Origin of the sequence: Pandoraea sp. SD6-2 (genome assembly GCF_000389825.1) — a bacterium.
GTDB classification, from domain to species: Bacteria; Pseudomonadota; Gammaproteobacteria; order Burkholderiales; family Burkholderiaceae; genus Pandoraea; species Pandoraea communis.
This window is the reverse complement of the sequence record NZ_KB944457.1, coordinates 59,449-80,661: the sequence shown is the minus strand read 5'-3', so window position 1 is coordinate 80,661 and position 21,213 is coordinate 59,449. Positions and strand designations below refer to the sequence as shown.

20 protein-coding genes are annotated in these 21,213 nt (G+C 64.1%); 12 read left to right on the top strand and 8 right to left on the bottom strand.

What is annotated here, in order from left to right; translation table 11 throughout:
• Positions 1–44: 44 nt before the first annotated feature.
• Positions 45–230 carry a VOC family protein gene (locus tag C266_RS23560; protein ID WP_036664292.1) on the top strand — a complete coding sequence of 62 codons (186 nt, stop codon included), beginning with the start codon at positions 45–47 and terminating at the stop codon, positions 228–230.
• On the opposite strand, the gene C266_RS23555 is transcribed toward C266_RS23560, so the two are convergent.
• The 4 genes from C266_RS23555 to C266_RS23540 all read right to left on the bottom strand — a co-directional run bounded on the left by C266_RS23555 (position 211) and on the right by C266_RS23540 (position 4,832).
• Positions 211–1,167, bottom strand: coding sequence for a S9 family peptidase (locus tag C266_RS23555; protein ID WP_010808207.1), 957 nt, complete (start codon positions 1,165–1,167; stop codon positions 211–213). The two genes, C266_RS23560 and C266_RS23555, sit on opposite strands and share 20 nt — an antisense overlap.
• A 158-nt stretch (positions 1,168–1,325) precedes the next feature.
• Complete coding sequence (locus C266_RS23550) at positions 1,326–2,072, bottom strand: FadR/GntR family transcriptional regulator (RefSeq protein WP_010808208.1); 747 nt, start codon at positions 2,070–2,072, stop codon at positions 1,326–1,328.
• A gap of 235 nt (positions 2,073–2,307) precedes the next feature.
• Complete coding sequence (locus tag C266_RS23545; RefSeq protein ID WP_010808209.1) at positions 2,308–3,483, bottom strand: porin; 1,176 nt, start codon at positions 3,481–3,483, stop codon at positions 2,308–2,310.
• A gap of 65 nt (positions 3,484–3,548) precedes the next feature.
• On the bottom strand, positions 3,549–4,832 hold the full coding sequence (locus C266_RS23540) for a glucarate dehydratase family protein (protein WP_010808210.1): 1,284 nt from the start codon (positions 4,830–4,832) through the stop codon (positions 3,549–3,551).
• A gap of 383 nt (positions 4,833–5,215) precedes the next feature.
• Between C266_RS23540 and C266_RS23535 the strand changes: the two genes are divergently transcribed.
• The 7 genes from C266_RS23535 (at position 5,216) to C266_RS23505 (ending at position 11,610) form a co-directional block, all read left to right on the top strand.
• Complete coding sequence (locus C266_RS23535) at positions 5,216–6,319, top strand: ABC transporter substrate-binding protein (protein WP_246189883.1); 1,104 nt, start codon at positions 5,216–5,218, stop codon at positions 6,317–6,319.
• Between the two features lie 21 nt (positions 6,320–6,340).
• Positions 6,341–7,423 carry an ABC transporter ATP-binding protein gene (locus C266_RS23530; RefSeq protein ID WP_010808212.1) on the top strand — a complete coding sequence of 361 codons (1,083 nt, stop codon included), beginning with the start codon at positions 6,341–6,343 and terminating at the stop codon, positions 7,421–7,423.
• On the top strand, positions 7,420–8,307 hold the full coding sequence (locus tag C266_RS23525) for an ABC transporter permease (protein WP_010808213.1): 888 nt from the start codon (positions 7,420–7,422) through the stop codon (positions 8,305–8,307). Before C266_RS23530 ends, C266_RS23525 begins: the two co-directional genes overlap by 4 nt.
• Positions 8,304–9,260 carry an ABC transporter permease gene (locus C266_RS23520; protein WP_010808214.1) on the top strand — a complete coding sequence of 319 codons (957 nt, stop codon included), beginning with the start codon at positions 8,304–8,306 and terminating at the stop codon, positions 9,258–9,260. Before C266_RS23525 ends, C266_RS23520 begins: the two co-directional genes overlap by 4 nt.
• 234 nt (positions 9,261–9,494) lie before the next feature.
• A complete protein-coding gene (locus C266_RS23515) occupies positions 9,495–9,887 on the top strand; it encodes a hypothetical protein (protein WP_010808215.1) in 393 nt (130 codons plus the stop codon).
• 176 nt (positions 9,888–10,063) lie between these two features.
• Positions 10,064–10,627 (top strand): RNA polymerase sigma factor, encoded by a 564-nt coding sequence (locus tag C266_RS23510; RefSeq protein ID WP_010808216.1) that lies wholly within the window; start codon positions 10,064–10,066, stop codon positions 10,625–10,627.
• Positions 10,627–11,610 carry an anti-sigma factor gene (locus C266_RS23505; RefSeq protein WP_010808217.1) on the top strand — a complete coding sequence of 328 codons (984 nt, stop codon included), beginning with the start codon at positions 10,627–10,629 and terminating at the stop codon, positions 11,608–11,610. Before C266_RS23510 ends, C266_RS23505 begins: the two co-directional genes overlap by 1 nt.
• A gap of 119 nt (positions 11,611–11,729) precedes the next feature.
• Here C266_RS23505 and C266_RS23500 read toward each other — a convergent pair whose 3' ends face one another.
• Both C266_RS23500 and kdgD read right to left on the bottom strand, forming a co-directional pair.
• Positions 11,730–13,304, bottom strand: a complete 1,575-nt coding sequence (locus tag C266_RS23500) for an aldehyde dehydrogenase (NADP(+)) (protein ID WP_010808218.1) — start codon at positions 13,302–13,304, stop codon at positions 11,730–11,732.
• An 11-nt stretch (positions 13,305–13,315) separates the two neighbouring features.
• Complete coding sequence (gene kdgD / locus C266_RS23495; RefSeq protein WP_010808219.1) at positions 13,316–14,227, bottom strand: 5-dehydro-4-deoxyglucarate dehydratase; 912 nt, start codon at positions 14,225–14,227, stop codon at positions 13,316–13,318.
• Positions 14,228–14,697: 470 nt separating this feature from the next.
• Here kdgD and garD point away from each other — a divergent pair, with 470 nt between their 5' ends.
• On the top strand, positions 14,698–16,230 hold the full coding sequence (gene garD / locus C266_RS23490) for a galactarate dehydratase (RefSeq protein WP_246831225.1): 1,533 nt from the start codon (positions 14,698–14,700) through the stop codon (positions 16,228–16,230).
• A 38-nt stretch (positions 16,231–16,268) separates the two neighbouring features.
• On the opposite strand, the gene C266_RS23485 is transcribed toward garD, so the two are convergent.
• Positions 16,269–16,745 (bottom strand): nitrate reductase associated protein, encoded by a 477-nt coding sequence (locus C266_RS23485; RefSeq protein ID WP_010808221.1) that lies wholly within the window; start codon positions 16,743–16,745, stop codon positions 16,269–16,271.
• 69 nt (positions 16,746–16,814) lie between these two features.
• A complete protein-coding gene (locus tag C266_RS23480; RefSeq protein ID WP_010808222.1) occupies positions 16,815–18,419 on the bottom strand; it encodes an AbgT family transporter in 1,605 nt (534 codons plus the stop codon).
• 526 nt (positions 18,420–18,945) lie between these two features.
• Here C266_RS23480 and C266_RS23475 point away from each other — a divergent pair.
• The 3 genes from C266_RS23475 to C266_RS23465 all read left to right on the top strand — a co-directional run bounded on the left by C266_RS23475 (position 18,946) and on the right by C266_RS23465 (position 21,211).
• Positions 18,946–19,239: a hypothetical protein gene (locus tag C266_RS23475; protein WP_010808223.1), complete on the top strand. Its 294-nt coding sequence runs from the start codon at positions 18,946–18,948 to the stop codon at positions 19,237–19,239.
• 11 nt (positions 19,240–19,250) lie between these two features.
• Positions 19,251–20,216, top strand: a complete 966-nt coding sequence (locus C266_RS23470) for a hypothetical protein (RefSeq protein ID WP_010808224.1) — start codon at positions 19,251–19,253, stop codon at positions 20,214–20,216.
• Positions 20,217–20,317: 101 nt separating this feature from the next.
• On the top strand, positions 20,318–21,211 hold the full coding sequence (locus C266_RS23465; protein ID WP_010808225.1) for a DMT family transporter: 894 nt from the start codon (positions 20,318–20,320) through the stop codon (positions 21,209–21,211).
• The last annotated feature ends 2 nt before the right edge of the window (positions 21,212–21,213 follow it).

Sequence of the window (21,213 nt, the reverse complement as noted above, 5' to 3'; positions counted from 1 at the left end):
TCGCGACGGCCAATCCCCTCCTTCAATGAGGGCGGGGACGGACGATGGCCGATGCCACCGCGCTATGCGCCCATCTGGAAGCGCACGATGTCCTCATTGTCAAAGGCATTCGCGATGCAGACTTCGGACTGCGATGCTTCGTCTTCGCCGATCCGGACGGCTACGCATCGATGTCGGCGAGCCCGTCACGCGCGATTGAACGCCGTTGGCTCAGAAACCGAGTTGCTTGACGAACGCGTCGACGGGCCTCGACCACATCTTTCCGCCATAGGAGAGCAGCAGATGGCCGTCGTGGCCGGGTAAGTCTTCCGTGTGAATGAACTGCGCGGGACTGCCCGCTGCGGCAAACGCATCGAACCATTGCCGTGGGGCATCGGAACCCCAGTACTGATCGTTGCGTGCGTAGAGCCAGAGGCCGGGGATATTCGTCGTCTTGCCAAATTCCCCGTAGACGGTCTGCATCTGCTCCGGATCGCAACTGTGTCCCGGTGCGCGCTCGGGCATGCCGCCCGCGCCGCCCGAGAAGTTGATGTAGCCGATCACGCCGGGCGGGTTGGTTGCGGCCGTCGCCACGGTGGTGAAGCCACCGACCGAGCGGCCTTCGAGCACGATGCGCGCCTTGTCGGCCCACGGCTGTGCGCGAACCCAACGCACCGCAGCGAGATTGGCTTGCGCCGTAACCTTGCCGAGTTTCTCGAAGTCGGGGCGGCGTGTGCACCTGCCGTGCGTGTCGAACGAGGCGCCGGAGTTCTCGCGATCCGGCCCTCCCGTCTGGCCGTAGCCAACACGAACCGGCGCGACGATGGCGAAGCCCTTGGCGAGCCAGTAACGCACGTGCCCCTTGGGAATCGGTTGATTCAGCTTCGCCCGCACCAGGGCATCGGAGGCGCGTCCGTGCTCGAAGATGAGCACCGGGAATGGCCCAGTGCCTGACGGTTTGTAAAGCTCGGTGTGCATGGCGATATCGCCGCCGAAGGTGCCCGCGCCCGGCACCACGATGGACACGATTTCCGGCACGGGATCGTTGGCCGCCGCAGGCGGGGGGGCCTCAGCAGGGGCCTCGCCAGTCGCGGCAACGGCCTTCGGGATGCCGGAGAAAGGCATTGCCAGAAGGAGGGCGCAAAGCCACCCTGCGCAGAGTTGTGCACGTGCGGCGAAACGTTTCATGGTGATGTGAGTGTCCCCGTGTCATGTTGCGTACCTTGTGTCCGGCGGCGGCATCCCGGCCGCCGATTGGCGCACGGACTGGGGCTCATACTACTTCGCGGCGTGGGGCCGCGACACTCATGCGAACGACTGATGTACACGCAGCCGTGTTTGGCGTCTTACCCCTGCGGGCTGGCCGATTCCTGCGCGCGGCGCAGGCGCTCGCGGCTGTTGGTGAGGTGAGTGCGCATCGCAGCGCGGGCCGCTTCCGGATCGCGTCGTGCAATGGCGTTGTAGATGTCTTCGTGTTCGCGATTCACGCGATTGAGATACGATACCTGATCGTCGTCGGCCAGTGCGGCGGAATTCACACGCGTACGCGGAATGATCGTGTTGCCGAGTTGCTCGAGAATGTCGTGGAAATAGCGGTTGCCGGTCGCGCTCGCCACTTGCAGATGGAAGGCGACGTCGGCCGTCACGGCATTGCCGGTGCGTTGACGAACGTGCATCTCGAAGTCGTCCAGCGCCTGACGCATCAGCTTGAGTTGCGTATCGGTGCGGCGATTCGCCGCCAGACCCGCCGCTTCCGTCTCCAGCGAAATACGTAATTCGAGAATCGCCATCACGTCGAGCATTGTCAGAATGCTGTTGGTGTCGACCTGTAGAGAATTCTCGCGCGGGGCCTCAAGCACGAACGTGCCGATGCCGTGACGCGTTTCCACCAGTTGTGCGGCTTGCAGCCGAGAGATCGCCTCGCGGACCACGGTGCGGCTCACCCCGAGGCTTTCCATGATGGCCGACTCGGTCGGCAGCTTGTCGCCCGGGCGGAACGTGCCGCTGCGAATCTGCTCGGACAAGGCGCTCACGACCTCTTCCGTGAGGCTGCGAGACTTGCGGCGAGGACGTGCGGGCAAGGGGCTGGTCATGGACATGGCGTCGTGGGAATGGTGGGTGACAAAAGACGCCTTCAGTTTACCTTATCGACCGTCGCATACATACGACAACCGATAAGAATCGACCGCCAATGCCACACCCCAATAACTACCGGGCATCGGCGGCCCAACGCACAACCTCGTGCGACTTCTCGCGACCACTCATGACGGTCCGGAGCGGCATCGGTCATGCACCGGTCCGGACAGCTTTGCTACAGGCGGGCAGGCGTCAGAAATCGACGCGAATCCCCAACATGCCGACGAACTGCGAACTCGTCGTCGACGGCGTGCTGTTCTGCGAATCGCCGACCACCGGACCTGCGTTGATGATGCTCGTGGCATTCGCCCCGAGCGACTTGCCGTTGGCGTGCTGCCACGCTTCGAGCGCGTACAGCGACGTGCGCTTCGAGAGCGAATACACCTGCGCGAGCGAGACCTGGTGGTAGGTGGCGGAATCGGTGATGCCGTTGGCCTTCGACGCTGCCGTGTAGCTATACGCCGCCGCCAGACGCCATTGCGGAGCGACGATCCACGACGCATGCACGCCCGCCGTGTTGAAGACCGCGGTGTCGTGGAACAGCGACGCGGCGCCCGGCTTGTACTGCACGTTGCTGTAGCTCGCGCCCAGTGTCACGCTGCCGATCGTGTAAATACCGGCCACGGCGATGTGTTGCAGCACATCGGCCGAAAGGTAACCCTGATTGACGGCCGACGCGCCCGGTGTGCCCGTCGATGCCCCGTTCCAGCTCGCGCCGGTGCCGCCGACGTTGTTGATGCGCAGATAACCGGCTGCCAGCGAGAGCGGGCCGCCGTCGTAACGCAGCGCACCGGAATAGGTGTTGCCCTTGCTGAAGGCTCCGGCCTGACCGCCGACGCCGTATTGCAGGCTGGCCGTCACGCCCCACAGCAGCGGCGAGGTATACGTCACCGAGTTGTTGATGCGGATGGTCGTGTCGAGACCGTCGATATCGCCCGGGTGGGCGCCGGTTGCGCCCGTCACGTACGAGGTGGGGCCGATGGTGCCGACCATCAGGTAGTAAGGCGAGTACTGGCGCCCGATGGTGACCGTGCCGAGCTGGTCGTTCTTCAGGCCGACGAATGCCTGACGGTTGAACATCACGCCCGACGAACTGAATGCGCCGCTATTGACGTCGAAACCGTTCTCCAACTGGAACAGCGCTTTGGTGCCGCCGCCGAGATCCTCGGTGCCGCGCAGGCCCCAACGGCTGCCCGCGAGGTTGCCGTTACGCAGGTAGGTGTTCGACTTGCCGTTCTGGTTGCTGCTGTAAGTCAGTGCATCGTCGACGATCCCGTACAGCGTCACGTTCGACTGCGCGAACGCCGGTACGGCACCGGCGGCGAGACCGGCCAACACTAGCCCGGCAAACAGTTTCGAATGTCTCACGACTTCTCCTCTTGTGATGTGTTTTGTTGGACTTCGCTTGAAACGTTGTTGCGTGCTCACTGGTGCTAAAAACGAGGTGCCTTACCGCTCCAGTCGGGCCGGTATTTGCGCATCTGAACCGCGTCGTTGCGGGTGCGCAGTCCGCAACGCAGGTACTGTTCGTGCAGCTTGGCCAACTGGTCCTGATCGATTTCGAGGCCGAGTCCCGGCGCTTTCGTCACGGCGACCGCGCCATCGCGGATGGCGATCTTTCCGCCGCGCACAACCTCCTCGTCGGCGGCTTGCCACGGGTAGTGCGTGTCGCATGCATAGGACAGACGCGGCACGCTCGCGGCCAGATGCGTCATCGCCATCAGGCTGATGCCGAGGTGCGAGTTCGAGTGCATCGACAAGCCGAGATCGAACGTCTCGCACATGCGTGCGAGCATTTGCGTGTCGCGCAATCCGCCCCAGTAGTGGTGATCGGAGAGGATGATCTGCGCGCCGTTCAGACGCACGTTCTCGCGGAATTGCCGCAGGTCGGTGACCACCATGTTGGTGGCGAGCGGCATGCCTGTGGCGCGATGCAGTTCCGCCATGCCTTCGAGCGTGGGAGTGGGGTCTTCGTAGTATTCGAGATCGCCTGCGAGTTCACGTCCCATCGCAATCGCCGTGGGTAGCGACCAGTTGCCATTTGGGTCGATGCGCAACGGCTTGTCCGGAAATGCGCGTTTGAGTGCCTTGAGGCACTTCACTTCCTCCATGGGATCGAGCACACCGGCTTTGAGTTTGATGCTGCCGAAGCCGTAGGTGTCGATCATCGTCCGAGCCTGCGCAACGAGTTGTTCGGCACTGAGTGTTTCGCCCCAGCCGTCGGGCGCATAGCCGCTCGCCGGTGCGTCGATGTGCTGCGCGTACTTGAAGAAGAGGTACGCGCTGTACTGCACCTCCTGGCGCACCGCGCCGCCGAGCAATTCGACGAGCGGTATGCCCAGATGACGCGCCTGCAGGTCGAGGAACGGGACTTCGAACGCGGAATAGATTTTCTCCACGTCCTTGCGCGGGTCGGTGCCCGGCGCGAGTTCGTATTCCACGCGCTCGCCGCGAACGCCCTGACGCACTACCGCCGCCACGCGCTCGCGCAGACCGTTGGTGTCGAACGGGTCCATTCCGATCAGGTGCGGGCGGGTGTTTTCGAGCAATGCCAGAACCGGCGCATCGCCATACGTTTCTCCCAACCCGATGTGCCCGTTATCGGTCTCGATTTCGATGATCGAGCGCAGTGCGTATGGCTCATGAATGCCGGCGGCGTTGAGCAGCGGCGGGTCGCGAAAAGCAATCGGGGTGATCGTGATGCGATGGATTTTCACGGTGGCTGATTCCCTTTCTCCGCAGACACAGGCCACGGACGAATACGCAATATGCGTTTGTTAAAGTAACTTTTACGTCATCGTATGACTGGGCGTAATTTAGGTGACGCGCAGGGCGCCTCTCTATCGGTGTAATCCCTGATAAGCGACTGGGTGTTCTCATTAAATCGCCTTATATCACGGGGTTTGGCGCGAATATTTCGCTTTCCTAGGGAAATCTCTGAGGCGGTTCGGCATGTCTCATGATTGCAAATTCGCCATTCGAGTCATATGATGACTTACGAGAAATTCAACTCTAAAGAGGAGACAACATGGTCTTTAGCCGCAGGGGATTCTGGCAACACGCGTTTGGCGCACTGGCATGTGCCGCCGCACTGGGAAGCATGGCGAGTACCGCAACCGCTGCGCCGGTCGCGCTGAACATCGTCGACGTCGCAGGTAACCTCGCCCTTACGCAGAAGGGCTTCGAGGCGTTCCGCGACAAATACCCGGATCTGGTCTCGAAGATCACGTTTACCAACGCGCCTGCCCCGCAACTGCCGGGCAAGATCAAGGCCATGCAATCGGCCGGGCGCTCGGATATCGACATCGTGCTCACCGGGACCGACGCCCTTGCGGCCGGTATCCAGCAAAATCTCTGGCAACGTCTGCTGCCCGACTACAGCGCGAAGTTTCCGGGCGTGCTCGACAAGTACGCGCCCAATGTGCGCGCCATGCAGGAACTCTCCAAGGGTTACGGTCTGGCCGTGACGTTCATGCCGGCAGGCCCCCTCGTCGAATACAACCCGGCCAAGGTGAGCAACCCGCCGAAGACGCCCGCCGAACTGCTCGCGTGGTGCAAGGCGAATCCGGGCAAGTTGATTTATGCGCGTCCGGCCAACTCGGGGCCGGGCCGCACGTTCCTCATGGGCTTGCCGTATCTGCTGGGCGACAAAGACCCGCACGACCCGGTCAAGGGGTGGGACAAGACGTGGGCGTTCCTGAAGGAACTCGACGCGTGTATTCCGTACTACCCGGGCGGCACGTCGGCCGTGATGAAGGAACTGGGTGAGGGCAGTCGCGACATGACGCTCACCGTCACGGGCTGGGACATCAATCCGCGTGCCCTGGGCATCGTGCCGGCAACGTTCAAGGTGCAATCGTTCGACAAGTTCACGTGGGTCAACGATGCGCATTACATCGTCGTTCCCAAGGGCGTGCCGAAAGAGAAGATGGACGTCATCGTCAAGCTGATCAACTTCATGCTTGAGCCGGCACAGCAAGCGCTCACGTATGACGACGGCTATTTCTATCCGGGCCCTGCGGTGAAGGACGTGCCGCTGTCTGCCGCCCCGGCGAAGAGCCAGGAAGTGATCGCGAAGTACGGCCGTCCGGAATACGCGAAACTCATCGCCGACTTCCCGCATGCCGTGCCGCTCGACGCGACGGCGATGGTGGCGGCGTTCCAGAAATGGGATGCCGAGATCGGCTCGCTGAAATCGAAGTGACCGGAGTGATCGGAGTCGCGTATGAAGCACAACTTTCAACACCTGCGCCTCGATAACGTCGCGCGCAGTTTCACCAACGCGGAGGGGCAGTCCGTGGCCGCCCTGAACGGCCTGGACCTGACCATCGAGCGAGGTGAATTCATCGCCCTGCTGGGCCCCTCGGGGTGCGGCAAATCGACGGCGCTCAACTGTATTGCCGGACTCACGCCGCTTACCGGCGGCGCGATCTGGCTCGACGACGAGCGCATTGACGTGCTGCCGAGCGAGAAGCGCGGCTTCGGCATGGTCTTCCAGAACTATGCGTTGTTTCCGCACATGAGCGTGCTCGATAACGTGGGCTTCGGCCTGCGTATGCGCGGCGTGTCGCGCGCCGAGATCGAAAAACGCGCCCGGGAAGCGTTGCAACTGGTGCAACTCGTGGGGCATGAGCGCAAGCTGCCGGGCCAGCTCTCGGGCGGGCAGCAGCAGCGCGTGGCGATTGCTCGCGCCATCGTGATCGAACCGCCCGTCGTGCTGATGGACGAACCGCTCTCGAACCTCGACGCGAAGCTGCGCATCGAGATGCGCGCCGAGATCCGCCGCATTCACGGCAAGCTCGATCGCGCAACCATCTACGTCACGCACGATCAGGACGAAGCGCTGTCCATGGCCGACCGCATCGTGGTGATGAAAGAGGGCGTGGTGCAGCAGATCGGCGCGCCGCGCGATGTGTACTGTCGTCCGCGCAATTTGCACGTGGCGCGCTTCATGGGCTATCGCAATGTGCTCGATGTGTCGATCACGTCGGCGCAGGGCGATCATGCGCGTGTATCGTGCGGTGGCGCTTCGTTCGACGGCGTGCTCATGGAGTCGCCGGGCAGCGAGGGCCAGGTCAGCGTGGCGATTCGTCCCGACGATTTCGAGCGCGCACAGGCCGCCAACGACAACGCGTTCGAAGCGGTTGTGGAAACCGTCGAGTATGGTGGCCGCGATTCGCTGTTGCGCGTGGCGTCGCCGTTCGGGCCGCTTTATGCACGCTTGCCCGGCGACTATGCCGTCGGCGAGCGTGTGCCGCTTCACGTGCCCGCCGACCGCACGCTCGTCTACGCGGGAGAGCGCGTATGAGTGCGGCCACGACTGCCTCGTCGCTGACCCCGGCGGCGCGCTTCGACAGCCGGGGCTGGCTGGTCGCTCCGGCGCTCGTGTGCCTGATCGGGATGTTCGTGTACCCGTTCGCCTACGGCTTGTTCCTGTCGTTCCAGCCGATGGAGGGCGGCGGTGTCTTCGCGAACTATCTCAAGTTCTTCACGGAGCCGACGCTGTGGCCGACGGTGCTCATCACGCTCAAGCTCGCGGTGCCCGCGACGTTGATCAACGTGGGCGCATCGGTGCCGGCCGCCTTCGCGTTGCGCAAGAGCACGCGCGCTTCGAAATTCGTGACGATGCTGCTCGTCGTGCCGGTGACGCTCGGCACGGTGCTCATCGCCGACGGCATGCTGACGTACTACGGTCCGAACGGCTGGTTCCCGCAGGCGCTGCACGCACTGCGTTTGTACAGCGACGAAGTGCGTCTGACGCACAACTACTGGGGGGTGTTGATCTCGCTGGTGATCTCGGGCTTTCCGTTCGCGTTCCTGCTGATTCTGTCGTACGTGACGGGCATCGACCCAACGCTCGCACGCGCGGCCGGCACGCTCGGCGCCGGGCCATGGCAGCAATTCCGGTTGATCTATCTGCCGCTGCTGGTGCCGGGACTGACGATGGCGGCATGCCTGTCGTTCGTGCAGGCATTCTCGGTGTTTCCGTCGGCCGTGCTGCTGGGTGTGCCGGCCGGTGCCACGCGAGTGGTATCGATTGCGGCATATGAAGCGGCGTTCGAGAGTTATGACTACTCGCTGGCGTCATGCGTTGCCATTGTGATGGGCTTCGTTCAGTTGCTGATCGTGGCGGGCATGCTCGGCGCACGCCGGGCGTTCTACAGTGGTCCCACCACGGGAGGTAAGGGATGAGCGGTACGGATAAGCATCTGGCCGGAACGCTGGCCGCGCAGAACGGAGATTTCATGACGACGCCTTCGCCCGTGAGTCCGGCCGCAGTGGCGAACCCGGCACGTCGCAAGATGCGTCGCGAAGGACCGGGCTCGCGCCTTTGGCGCGCGCTGGTGTGGGGCGCAATGATCTTCTTCCTCGTGAACGTCGGGCTGATGATCGCCACCGTCACGATGAACTCGTTCGCTACGCGCTGGTTCGGCACCCCCTTGCCTGAAGGCTTCACGCTGCATTGGTACGCGCAGGCATGGCAGGACTTCCAGCTCGCGCAGGTGCTGTGGGTGACCGTCGAAGTCGTGGGGGCTGTCGTGCTGCTGTCGATTGCGCTGGGTGTGCCTGCGGCGTATGCGTTGGCGCGGGTGCCGTTCCCCGGCAAGCGGCTCGCGATGCTGGTCTTTCTGCTGCCGATGATGGTGCCGCCCGTGACGTACGGCATTCCGATGGCGACGGTGCTCTACAAGGTCGGGCTGGGGGGCACGCTCACGGGCGTGATTCTTGCAAACCTCGTGCCTTCGCTGCCGTTCGTGATTCTGGTGATGACCCCGTTCATCGAGCAGATCGACCCGAATCTCGAAGCTGCCGCACGCATCTTCGGCGCGAATACGCAGAAGTACTTCCGTCACGTGTTGCTGCCGTTGCTGGTGCCCGGCATTCTCGCTGCGGGACTGCTGACGCTGGTGCGTACCATCGGCATGTTCGAACTGACGTTCTTCACGGCGGGGCCCGATACGCAGACGCTGGTCGTTGCCCTCTACTACGCGGTGTTCTCGACCGGTGTACGGGCGCCACAATCCATCGACGCGATGGCCATGATCTACATGGCCATCACCCTGCTGTGGGTGCTCATCGCGCTTCAGTTCGTGAGTCCGACGCAGTTGGTGAGCCGCGTCAAGGAAGCGCCGAAGGACGCGTAAGCCGTGCGGGTGCCGCGCGCCTTCGGAACCCCGAAGATTCGCGCGGCGCCTGCGGTATCCCCATCGCTGCCAACGAGCCATTGAGGCGACGCGCGTCAGTATGCGTTGCGCCGGCTGCGTGGCCCGATTGCTGCGCCGCAACGAAAAAATATCGATCGAATTCGATGGAATAAGGCGCGGGGTCCAGGCGTTCTGAGAGTGTCGTCACCGACATTTAACTCAGGAGCCAAAGTCATGAACCAACGTCAATCGATGTCCGCCATGCTCACCGCCGTCGTGGCCGCCGCAGGTCTTTTCGCTGCTGCTGCCGCGCACGCCGAGACCCCGCTCAAGGCCATGGGCGGCATGCTGGTCGATGGTCAGAACCGTACCGTCTACACGTTCGACAAAGACATGGCCGGCAGCGGCAAGAGCACTTGCAACGGTCCTTGCGCCGAGGCCTGGCCGCCGGTAATGGCCGCGCCGGGGGCAAAGGCCGAAGGCGACTACGCCGTCATCACGCGCGACGACGGCAAGATGCAATGGGCGTACAAGGGCAAACCGGTCTACCTGTTCTCGAAAGATGCCGCGCCGGGCGATAAGAAGGGCGATGGCTTCAAGGATGTGTGGCACGTCGTCAAGCCCTGAGAGAGGACGCGGGCAGCATTAACGGGGAGCCGAGGGTGTTGGTGTTCCGGCTGGCCACGCGCCAGAATGCAAAGTCGTGGCGGCTCAGTATAATTTCGCGGCAGACGCTAGCGGTATCCGCTGGCGATGCTTCGGACTGGCTTGCCGCCAAGCACCCTCCGCCAGGAAATTCGCCGATGACCGGTCAGGATTTGCCCAGTTTGCTCCCGGGCTTGCTGCCACGCCTCTGGGCGTTCGCTCTGCGCATTACGGGCGACCACCACGATGCCGAGGATCTCGTGCAACGCGCTTGCGTGCATGCGCTCGAGCGTGTGCCTCAATGGCAGCCGGGCACCTCGGCGTTGAGCTGGATGTACAGCATTGTGCATACCACGTGGATCAACGAGATCCGCGCGCGCCGCGTTCGTTCGCGCGGCAGTCTGGCGTGGGACGACGCCGATGTCGAAGCGATCCCCGATCTTCAGGCGTCGACGCCGGAGGATCTGGCGAGTTTTCACCAGGTGTTCGGTGCCGTCGACCGTCTGCCCGAAGCGCAGCGATTCGTCGTGCTGCTCGTGGCTGTGGAGGGGCTCAGCTATCAGGAGGCGGCGCTCGTGCTCGACGTTCCCATCGGCACGGTCATGAGCCGCCTGTCACGCGCACGCCGTACGATCGGCGACCAGTTCCGTCACCCGGCGAGACAACCCCGTGGCGCCGATGGTGCCGGCCCCGCCTCCGGCGCATGTGAGGAGGACGCGTGATGAACGAAGACGATATCCGCCTGCTCGCGTACGTCGACGAAACCCTTTCCGCTGCGCAGCGGGAGGAAGTGGAAGCGGCGATTACCGCGTCGCCCGAATTGATCGACGCGGTCGAGTCGCTGCGCGCGTCGCGTCTGCCATATCGCGAGACCTTCGCCGCACAAGTGATTCCGCCGGTGCCGGACAGTCTTAGCGCGAATATCGAAGCCCTGCTGCGTGCACATGCGTTGCAGCAGATGGCGGTGGAGGGCAGGACTGCCGACGTTATGGTCCCGCTCGAGTCTGCTGCCTCCATTCGTGTCGATGATGCGCATAACCTGCCCGCCGCCAACGATGCTCCTGCCGGACGGCGCGTGCGCGCATGGTGGCTCGCTGCGGCGTTTGCTGCGGGTGTGGCGGCGACCGCCGTCACGCTGTCGTTGGTGCCAGGCGCGCAGAACAAGTCGGGGGCGGGCAGCGGTGGGCTGATGTCCGCCTCGATGCCGCCGCCGAAGTCGCCGCAAGGCACGACTTGGGTGCGCGCGGCCGCCGAGTATCAGCAACTGTATGCGCGCGACACGATCGCATCGGTTCGGGTGGACGAGAGCGACACCGAGCGCACCGTTAGCGATATTCGCCAAAACGACAAACTCGATATCAACGTTCCCGATCTGCGCTCGCAGGGGCTGACGTTCAAGCGCGTGCAACGTCTGCGCTGGCAGGACCGGGCGCTCGTGCAGATGGTGTATCTGCCGCAGACGGGCGATCCGATTGCGTTGTGCGTACTGCGCGATCCGCGTCCGGATCAGGGGGTGTCGGAGCAAAAGATCGACCAGATGGGGGTGGTGACGTGGCGCAAGGGACAGATCGGTTACGCCCTCATCGGCGCACCGGGGTCGGCAGATCTCAAGGCCGTGGCCAAGGCGCTGTCGGATGGACCTGTCGCGCCGCTGTACGGTTTGTTGATGCTGCCGGAAATCACGCAAGGGCATTCGGCTTCGTAGTCGCTTCATAGCCGCTTCGTCACCTCTCTGGCACGTCGCCCCGATGACAAACGCCCTCGAATCCGAGGGCGTTTGTCATTTCTACGCTTGCGTGCGCGGTGCCGGAGCGTGTGCTGACATTACGATTGCGACAAGGCGCCGTCGCGAAGTCGCCACAGACCGAGCGGATTGGCTTCTTGCAGCGCTTCGGGCAGCAGCGTATCGGGCAGATCCTGATAGCACACGGGACGCAGGAACCGATCGACGGCGCTCGCGCCCACCGACGTGAACATCGCATTCGACGTGGCCGGGAACGGGCCGCCGTGCACCATCGCATGACACACCTCGACACCGGTCGGGAAGCCGTTTGCCAGGATGCGTCCGGCGCGGCGCTCCAGACTCGGCAGCAGACGGCGTGCCGTCGCGGTGTCGCCTGCGTCGAGTTGCAGCGTAGCCGTGAGTTGGCCTTCAAGACGCTCGGTGATCGCGATCATCTCGTCGATCGTATCGCAGGCAATGATGACCGACGCGGGGCCGAAGACTTCGTCATGCAGCGCCGGTGTGGCGAGGAATTCGGCCGCCGTCGTGCGAAAAAGGGCGGCTTGCCCCTGACACCCGCTGCCCGCCTGACCGCGTGCGAGCACCGACACGTTTGGCTCGTCGGCCAGTCGTGCCACGCCCTTGTCGTACGCCTGATGAATGCCTGGCGTCAGCATCGTGCCTGCGGCCTTCGCCGTGAGCGCTTCGGTGGCGCTACGGCAGAAGCGCTCGAGCGCGTCACCGGTGATGCCGAGTACCAGCCCGGGGTTCGTGCAGAACTGACCCACACCCATCGTCAGCGAATCGACGAAACCCTTGGCAATGGCGTCGCCGCGCGCGGCTAGTGCTTCGGGCAGCAGATAGACGGGATTGATGCTGCTCATTTCGGCATACACGGGGATCGGCACGGCGCGCGCTTGCGCGATACGTTGCAGTGCCAGGCCGCCGCTGCGCGAACCGGTGAAGCCTACGGCGGCGATTGCCGGGTGCGCGACGAGAGCCTCGCCCACCGCACGCTCGCCGACCAGCAGCGAGAACACCCCTTCGGGCAGGCCGAGCTTCTGCACGGCAGACCGAACGGCACGTGCCACGAGTTCGGACGTGCCCAAATGTGCCGAGTGTGCCTTGACGATCACCGGGCAGCCTGCAGCGAACGCCGACGCCGTGTCGCCACCCGCCACCGAGAACGCCAGCGGGAAGTTGCTCGCACCGAACACCGCCACGGGACCCAGACCGATCTTCGCCAGACGCAAATCGCTGCGCGGCGGCGGTTCGCGTGCGGGCTGGGCGGGGTCGATGGTGGCGTCGAGGAAGTGGCCGTCACGTACCACCCGGGCAAACATCCGCAATTGACCAACTGTGCGTCCGCGTTCGCCTTGCAGGCGGGCGACAGGCAATCCGGTCTCGATGTGAGCGCGCTCGATGAGTGCGTCGCCCAGATCGAGAATCGCCTGTGCCACCGCTTCGAGAAACTCGGCGCGTTTGGCCAGCGGCAGGGCGCGAAACGGATCGAACGCGGCCCTCGCCAAGTCGCACGCACGCTCGACATCCTGCACGGTGCCTGCACCGAACGCCGGTGTCAGGCGCTCGCCGCGCGACGGATCGAACGCCTCGAGCGTTCCCGCATTGCCGCGCACGTCGGTGCGGCCGATCAACATCTCGCCGGTGATCTGCATGTGCATTCTCCTTAGCCTTCCACTTGCCGGATCAGGGCATTGAGCGCGTCGAGTTCATCCGGCAGCAGGTCGGTCAGCGGTGCGCGCACCGGGCCGGCGTCGTGCCCGACGAGCTTCGCGCCCGCCTTGACGATACTCACGGCGTAGCCCGCGCGGCGGTTGCGAATCTCCAGATACGGCAGGAAGAACGTGTCGAGCAGACGGCCCATCGTCTCCTGGTCGTTCTCGCACACGGCGCGATAGAACCGCATTGCCGTCTTCGGAATGAAGTTGAAGACGGCCGACGAGTACACCGGCACGCCCAGTGCGCGGTAGGCCGCAGCATAAACCTCGGCCGTCGGCAGGCCGCCCAGATAGGAGAAGCGCTCGCCCATGCGACGGCGAATCTGCACCATGCGCTCGATGTCGCCCACGCCGTCCTTGAAACCGATCAGGTTCGGACACTTCTCGGCCAGACGCTCCAGCTCGTTGGCGCCCAGTTTCGAATTGGCGCGGTTGTAGACGATCACGCCGATCTTCACCGAACGGCAGACTTGTTCGACGTGTGCGGCAATGCCGTCCAGGCTGGCTTCGGTCAGGTAGTGCGGCATAAGTAGCACGCCCTTGGCGCCAAGGCGCTCGGCCTCCTGCGCGTACTCGGCGGCCAGACGCGTCGGGCCGCCGGCGCCGGCCAGAATCGGCACTTTGCCTGCGCAGGTGTCCACCGCCGTCTTGATGACTGCGCTGTAGTCCTGGGGCGTGAGCGAGAAGAACTCGCCTGTGCCGCCTGCGGCGAAGAGCGCTGTTGCACCGAACGGTGCCAGCCACTCCAGACGGGCTGCGTAGCCACGGGCGTTGAAGTCGCCATTGGCGTCGAAGTCGGTCACGGGAAAAGACAACAAGCCGTCGGAGACGATCTGCTTGAGTTCTTGAGGTGCAGTCATTTCAAGAGTTCCTGTCGGCCGCAGGGCCGGATTCGATGAGGGAAAAAGAGGCTCAACCAGCGCTTGGCGCTAAGTTATATGTCATCGTATAACATGTGATCGGACCGGACAAGAGGGTGGCTGTCCGAATGGCAGTGGGATAAACCCGCAAAAGGGACGAGAAGGGTTTCTCCCGATTCCGTCGAAGGCCCTTGTCTATGCCCAAAATGGGGGATCTAGATGTATGATGACGCATAAGTGACGGGTGGTTGAGCCAGCGTCAACGACAGCGGCAGGTGATTCGGACAATGCGTTGAGGAGCGCGACAAATCGCACGCGTGGGTCAAGTGCGGGTGTTGCGTCCCATCAGGACAGCAGGGGGAGTGAGTAACATGGCATCGACGATGGACACGGCTCGCACGGCGGCGGGCGAATTGGGATCAGGATCGGGACCGGGGCAGGCGGCGAAGGATGTGCCGCGCTACATCCGGATGCAGGAAGACGACAACGTTGCTATCGTCGTGAACGACGGTGGTTTGCCCGCCGGTAGCCGGTTTGCGGGCGGGCTCATGCTAGTCGACGCCGTGCCGCAGGGACACAAAGTCGCCCTGGTGGACTTGTCCGAGGGGGCGGCGGTGATTCGCTACGGCGTGGTGATCGGCTATGCCTCGCGGGCGTTGCCCGCCGGCAGTTGGGTCAACGAGCGCAATCTCACCATGCCCGAGGCGCCGTCGCTGGATCGTCTGCCGATCAGCACGCGGGTACCCGAAGCATTACCGCCGCTCGACGGCTTCACATTTCAGGGCTATCGCAACGCCGACGGTTCGGTTGGCACACGCAATATCCTCGCGATCACCACAACGGTGCAATGCGTGGCCGGGGTGGTCGAATTTGCCGTTAAGCGCATCAAGGAGACATTGCTGCCGCAGTATCCGAATGTCGACGACGTGGTCGCGCTCGAGCATACCTACGGCTGCGGCGTAGCCATCGACGCCCCGGACGCCATCGTGCCGATCCGCACGTTGCGCAACATCGCCACGAACCCGAATTTCGGCGGCGAGGTCATGGTGGTGAGTCTCGGGTGCGAGAAGCTCCAGCCTGAGCGTCTGCTGCCGGCGGGGAGCATTCCCATCGGCAGTGCCGATGCTGACGGAAAGCCCGACACCGTGTGTCTGCAAGACGACGCACACATCGGCTTCCTGTCGATGATCGATTCGATTCTCGCCATGGCGCACACGCATCTGGCACGGCTCAACGCGCGGCAGCGCGAGACGGTGCCGGCATCCGAACTGATCGTGGGTGTGCAGTGCGGCGGCAGCGACGCGTTTTCCGGCGTCACTGCGAACCCGGCCGTGGGCTTTGCAACGGATCTGCTTGTGCGCGCGGGGGCGACGGTGATGTTCTCCGAAGTGACCGAGGTGCGCGACGGGATCGACCAACTCACTTCACGCGCGGCCACGCCGGAAGTTGCCGAAGCGATGATTCGGGAGATGGCGTGGTACGACGCGTATCTCGAGCGCGGACGCGTAGACCGCAGCGCCAACACGACGCCCGGCAACAAGCGCGGCGGGTTGTCCAATATCGTCGAAAAGGCGATGGGGTCGATCGTGAAATCGGGCACCGGGCCGATTCACGGTGTGGTGGCTCCCGGTGCGAAGCTCGACCGTGCCCACCAGCGCGGACTGATCTACGCCGCGACCCCGGCGAGCGACTTCATCTGCGGCACGCTGCAACTCGCGGCAGGCATCAATCTGCACGTCTTCACGACCGGTCGGGGAACGCCATACGGACTGGCCGAGGTGCCCGTGATCAAGGTCGCCACGCGCTCCGATCTGGCGCGCCGCTGGCACGATCTGATGGATATCGACGCGGGCCGCATTGCGACGGGCGACGCCACCATCGAAGACATCGGGTGGCAACTCTTTCACCGGATGCTCGCCGTGGCGAGCGGAGAAAAGACCTGGGCCGAGCGGTGGGGGCTGCACAACGCGCTGACGCTGTTCAACCCGGCGCCGGTGACCTGATCCTGCGGCGGGGGCCGGGGCTTTCCGCCGGTTGTGGCTCAGAGTTCGGCTTGCGTCTGCGCCAGTCCGAACTCGAGCATGGCGGGGACGAAGCAGTGGTTGAGCGTGTCGCGTCGCGAGAGCTTTGCGAGCACATAGCGGCGAAATGGGGTGAGTGTGGCCCAGTCGCCGACATCGGGCGGCAGCAGGTCGGCCAGCTCGCATTGCCTGAGTAACCCCGGCGGCAACGCATTCGAATCCTGCCACGCCGTGGGAGCGGGGTCGACAATGCGCTCGACCGCTTGCCCGAGATGGTCGCGGACAATCTCATCGAGACGCGCCGCGAAATCCTCGTCGCCCGGCCGGCACGACGCCAGCGTTTCTCGCGCTTCTTGTGGAAGACGCTGCCAATCGGCCAGCGACAGATGCTGGCCGTTGCGATCCAGGTTGAAGCGAATCGCCATCGTAATGAACTTCAGGTTCTCGCAGGCTTCGATCTCGAAAACAAAGATGGGAAGACGCTGATAGAGAGGCATGAGAGTCGCTCCTGAGAGCACCATCGGAAACAATCATGGTACTTCAAGTGAGCGACCTCAGCGCGGCATTCAGTGGACGGTGTATCGAAGCTGCACGTTCGGCCCGACCGGCAGTTCCAGACCGAATACCCAAAGGCAGAAGAATGCCGTCCATGCGATGGTGAAGACGATGGCGTACGGCAACATCAGGGCGAGTAACGTTCCTACGCCGGCATCACGTTGGTAGCGTGTTGCTACCGCGAGAATGAGCGCGAAGTAACTCAGCATCGGTGTGACGATGTTCGAGACGGAATCGCCGATGCGGTACGCGGCCTGCACGACTTCCGGCGCATAGCCGAGCAGCATCATCATCGGCACGATGATCGGCGCCATGAGCGCCCATTGCGCCATGCCGGAACTGATCATGAGGTTCACTGCGGCGCAAAGCACGATGAGTCCGACGAACAACAGTGGCCCGTTGTCGGCAACGCCGCTGAGCCAGCTCGCGCCCTTGATCGCGAGAATGGTGCCCAATCCGCTGCGCCCGAACAGGGCGACGAACTGCGAAGCGAAAAACACGAGGACGAGGTATTGGCCAAGGCTGCCCAATGTCTTCGACATGGCGGCGATCACGTCGCGGTCGTTTCGGTACGCGCCAGTCATCACTCCGTAGAGCAACCCCGGCAGCGCGAAGAAGATCACGATGAATGCCACGACGCTGCCGAACAGCGGTGCACGGCTGCCGTATTCGCCGGCCGCATCGCGAAGGGGCGAACTGCCGGGCCACGCCATCGAGAACAAGGCGACACCGCATGCCAGCATGCAGCCGAGTGCGGCCCACAGTGCGCGACGCTCCTCGGGGGCGATGGGGCGGTGGGTGTGCGCGTCCGGGGACAGCGCTTGCGCGTCGCCGTCCTGCGGATGCCACGTCCCCAGGCGGGGTTCGATGATGCGTTCGGTGACCCAGGTGGCCGCGAACGTGACGAGCAACGAACTGGCGGCCATGAAGTACCAGTTGGCAACCGCGCTGACGCTGTATTCCGGGGCGAGCAGTTGCGCCGCACCTTGAGTAATGCCGCCCAGTAGCGGGTCCGACGTGCTGAGCAGCAGATTGGCGCCGTAGCCGCCGGACACGCCCGCGAATGCCGCCGACAGACCGGCGAGCGGATGCCGGCCCATCGTCGCGAACAGCATGGCGGCCAGCGGCAGAACCACCACATAGCCGAGATCCGAGGCCACGTTCGAGATCACGGCGGCAAAGACGATCGCCATGGTGATGCAACGACGCGGCGCGGCAACCACCAGCGCCCGGAGCGCGGTCGACAGCAGGCCGGAATGTTCGGCAATCGAGATGCCGAGCAGGGCGACCAGCACCGTCCCCAACGGGGCGTAGCCCGTGAAGTTCAGGGTCACGGTGCTGGCCCAGCGCACGAGTTCGGTGCCGGTCAGCAAATTCGTCACGGTCATGACGTCGCCCGCGTTGGCGGGGCGCGGGTCAGCCGCCGAAATGCCGAGCCAGGCGCTGATCGACGACAGTGCGATGACCGTCACCGTCATGATGGCAAAGAGCGTGACCGGGTGTGGCAGTGCATTGCCGAGCCACTCGACCAGGCCGAGGGCTCCGCGAAGGCGGGCTTTGGCATGAGGCTTGGCGGTGCCAAGCGTGTCTGCCGATTGGGAAGGGGCGTCGGGCATACGTAGCGTCTCTGCGTCTGAACTCTGAATGTCTTAGCGTAGGTGCGAATTCGCGTGTTCGTACCCGGCGAGGCTCATTTTTGGGGTAACCCTTAGTTCACTTTGAGCGACTGGCTGATGCCGCGAGGCGGGGGCGCGGCAACGCCGATACGAGAAGAGCGCCCTGGCCTGATCGCGTGTCGCCGCAGCGATGCTTCAGGTTCTTGGGAATAGTCTCAAAATTGTCTGTTGGAGAGCGAATGTAGGCATTTGCCGTTCACGATGGCGACCGATGCTGAACCTTCGCTATCTCTCAGGGGGTTGCCGGTGGTCTTCATCAAACCGGCGTTGTGACGGGGGCGCGATATGACGGCGATATGACAACGTTGTTTGCGCACTTCTAGAGTCTCCGTTCTTTTCCGACCCCGTGAGGGATTCCTAATGTAGACGTTTGACCCGCAGGTATCTGCGCTCCTGCCCGGCATGGCATGAGCGGCCTGTGCGGCAGTCTTTGCGCTGCGTCATCCGTATTTCGAAAGGAGCCGACATGCCGTCCAATGCACCGCCGTCACCTTTTCCTTTTCTTCCTGTCGTGCTTGAGTCGCCCACCGGCGCGCAAGGACGCGCACTGTCCGCCGGTGATCGGGCTGCGCGTTCCTCCGACAAAACAACGCGCCAGTCGTCGCGCGGCAAGGGGCGCGCCGCATGCCGCAGCACCGCGAATGCAATGCAAAGCGTGCCCGGCCTGTCGCTGGACGACGGGGCGGCGGCGCTTCGCGTGGAGGTCGTGCGACGCATCGATCCCGCGTGGGTGACGTTGCTCGGGGCCATCGTCCGATGAGTGCCTCGATCATGTCATCGGTCGCCGACTCCACTTCCGGCTCGCACCCGACGCCGGAGGCATCCACCAAGGCGGTATGGGTCATCGTGTCGCCGCACGCGCGTTGGACGAGTGACACCCAGGCCGTCACCATCTCGTCGCATGAGGTGTCGTGCACATTGCACAGCGCGCCTGCCGACATTGCTGTCTGGCTCGACCGTCTGCGGCATGGTTTGTTGCTTGCCGAAGCGCCGGTGCCGGGCACATGGCTTGCCACGCTCGTCGACGAATCGCTGGTGCATGTGTTGCCCGCGACACGGTGCGATGTCGTTCCGGCATTCGGGAAGATCTGCGATGACTGGGTGCGCGGCATTTTCGCCGCACCGTTCTGGGCCCGGTTTCTGGCCGGCGAGTCGAGCGACATTCAGGTGCTGGCGTTTCTCGCGCAGCACTACCATCGCGCCGCCGGGGCCGATGTCCACAATCGCATCGCTGTCGAGCGCTGCACCGATGCGGCACTGCGGCCGTTGCTGTTACGTCAGTATCGCGAACAGCGCGGGCAGGCGACGATGCTCGCTGCCGGGCTTCTGCGCTGTGGTCCGACGGCCCGCACGTTCCTCGACAGCGGCGCGTTCGATTCGACCCACGCGCTGATCGATTTCATCATCGACGCAGCGGGCGATATGCCGACTTACGTCGGCTGCTGTGCGCTGAGCCAGGCCCCGTCAACGGTGCGTGCAGCCAGCGAGATCGAGGCGCAATTCGATTCGCTGGCGCAGCGGTATCCATCGGCTGCCGAAGGGTTTGCGGCGGTCTGCGCCCATGCGCGGCACGATGCGAGTGTTTGCGGCGGCACTTCGCTACTCTCGCAGTGGGTGGAGGAAGCCGGTGAGCTCGACGTCGCGGCGCGCTTACGCATGTTGCGCGGTGCCTACGGCGTTGCGGCGGCCTACCGTGAGATGTTCGACGCGTTGCATCGACTCGACGAAGATATCTGAGGTCAGCGCCGGAGCCATGCCCCCGAATGGGGCATGTGACTCGTATAATGGCGTCCCAACGGCGGGGGCGGTTGCGACCCTGTGCCGTCCGCCCCCTGACCATGACAACCGAACTTGCCTACCTCGCCGCGCTCGGCGCCGCCCTTTGCTGGGCCTGCAGCGGCATGATCGCCATCACGCCTGTACGTCAGGCGGGTTCCTTCCCCTTCAACTATGCCCGCATGCTGCTGGTCTTCGCGATGCTGCTCATCGCGCTGGCGGTGCTGCGCGGCTGGCCGTCGCTGACCCTCGCGCAATGGCTGCGGCTCACGGCGTCGGGGCTGATCGGCATTCTGGTGGGCGACACGATTCTTTACACCTCGCTCGGCCGCCTCGGGCCGCGCCGCAACTCCATCGTCTTCGCGACGAACGCACCGATGACCGCCGTGCTTGGCTACTTCTGGCTCGGCGAGGCGCTCGGTTGGCGTGCCGTGGCAGGTGTGGCGCTCGTGACGGCGGGGGTGGCGCTGGCCATCGCGTTCGGCGGGCGTCGCGAGGATGCGCACCACTGGGAGTCCGTGCGGGGCGACGTGCGGGTGGGCGTGGCCATTGGCCTGACGGCGGCGCTGTGTCATTCCATCGGCACGTTGATCGCCAAGCCGGTCATGGCGGCAGGTGTCGATCCGGTAGGGGCGTCGGCCGTGCGCGTCGGGGTGTCGGCGCTGGGGCTCACGATTGTCGCCGCGCGGCGCGGACGTGCCGTCTTCTCGGCCTTCACGCCGGGAACACTGGCGCTCACGGCCGCCTCGGGCTTCGTCGGTGTGGCCGTCGGCATGACATTGCTGCTCTACGGCATGGGACATGGCAACACCGGCGTCATTGCGACGCTCTCCGCAACCACGCCGGTCATGGTGTTGCCGTTGTTGTGGCTTCGCACCCGGCAGCGCCCGGCGGCAGGCGCCTGGTGGGGCGCGCTGATCACAAGCGCGGGCGTGGCGTTGATCTTCAACCGGTGAGT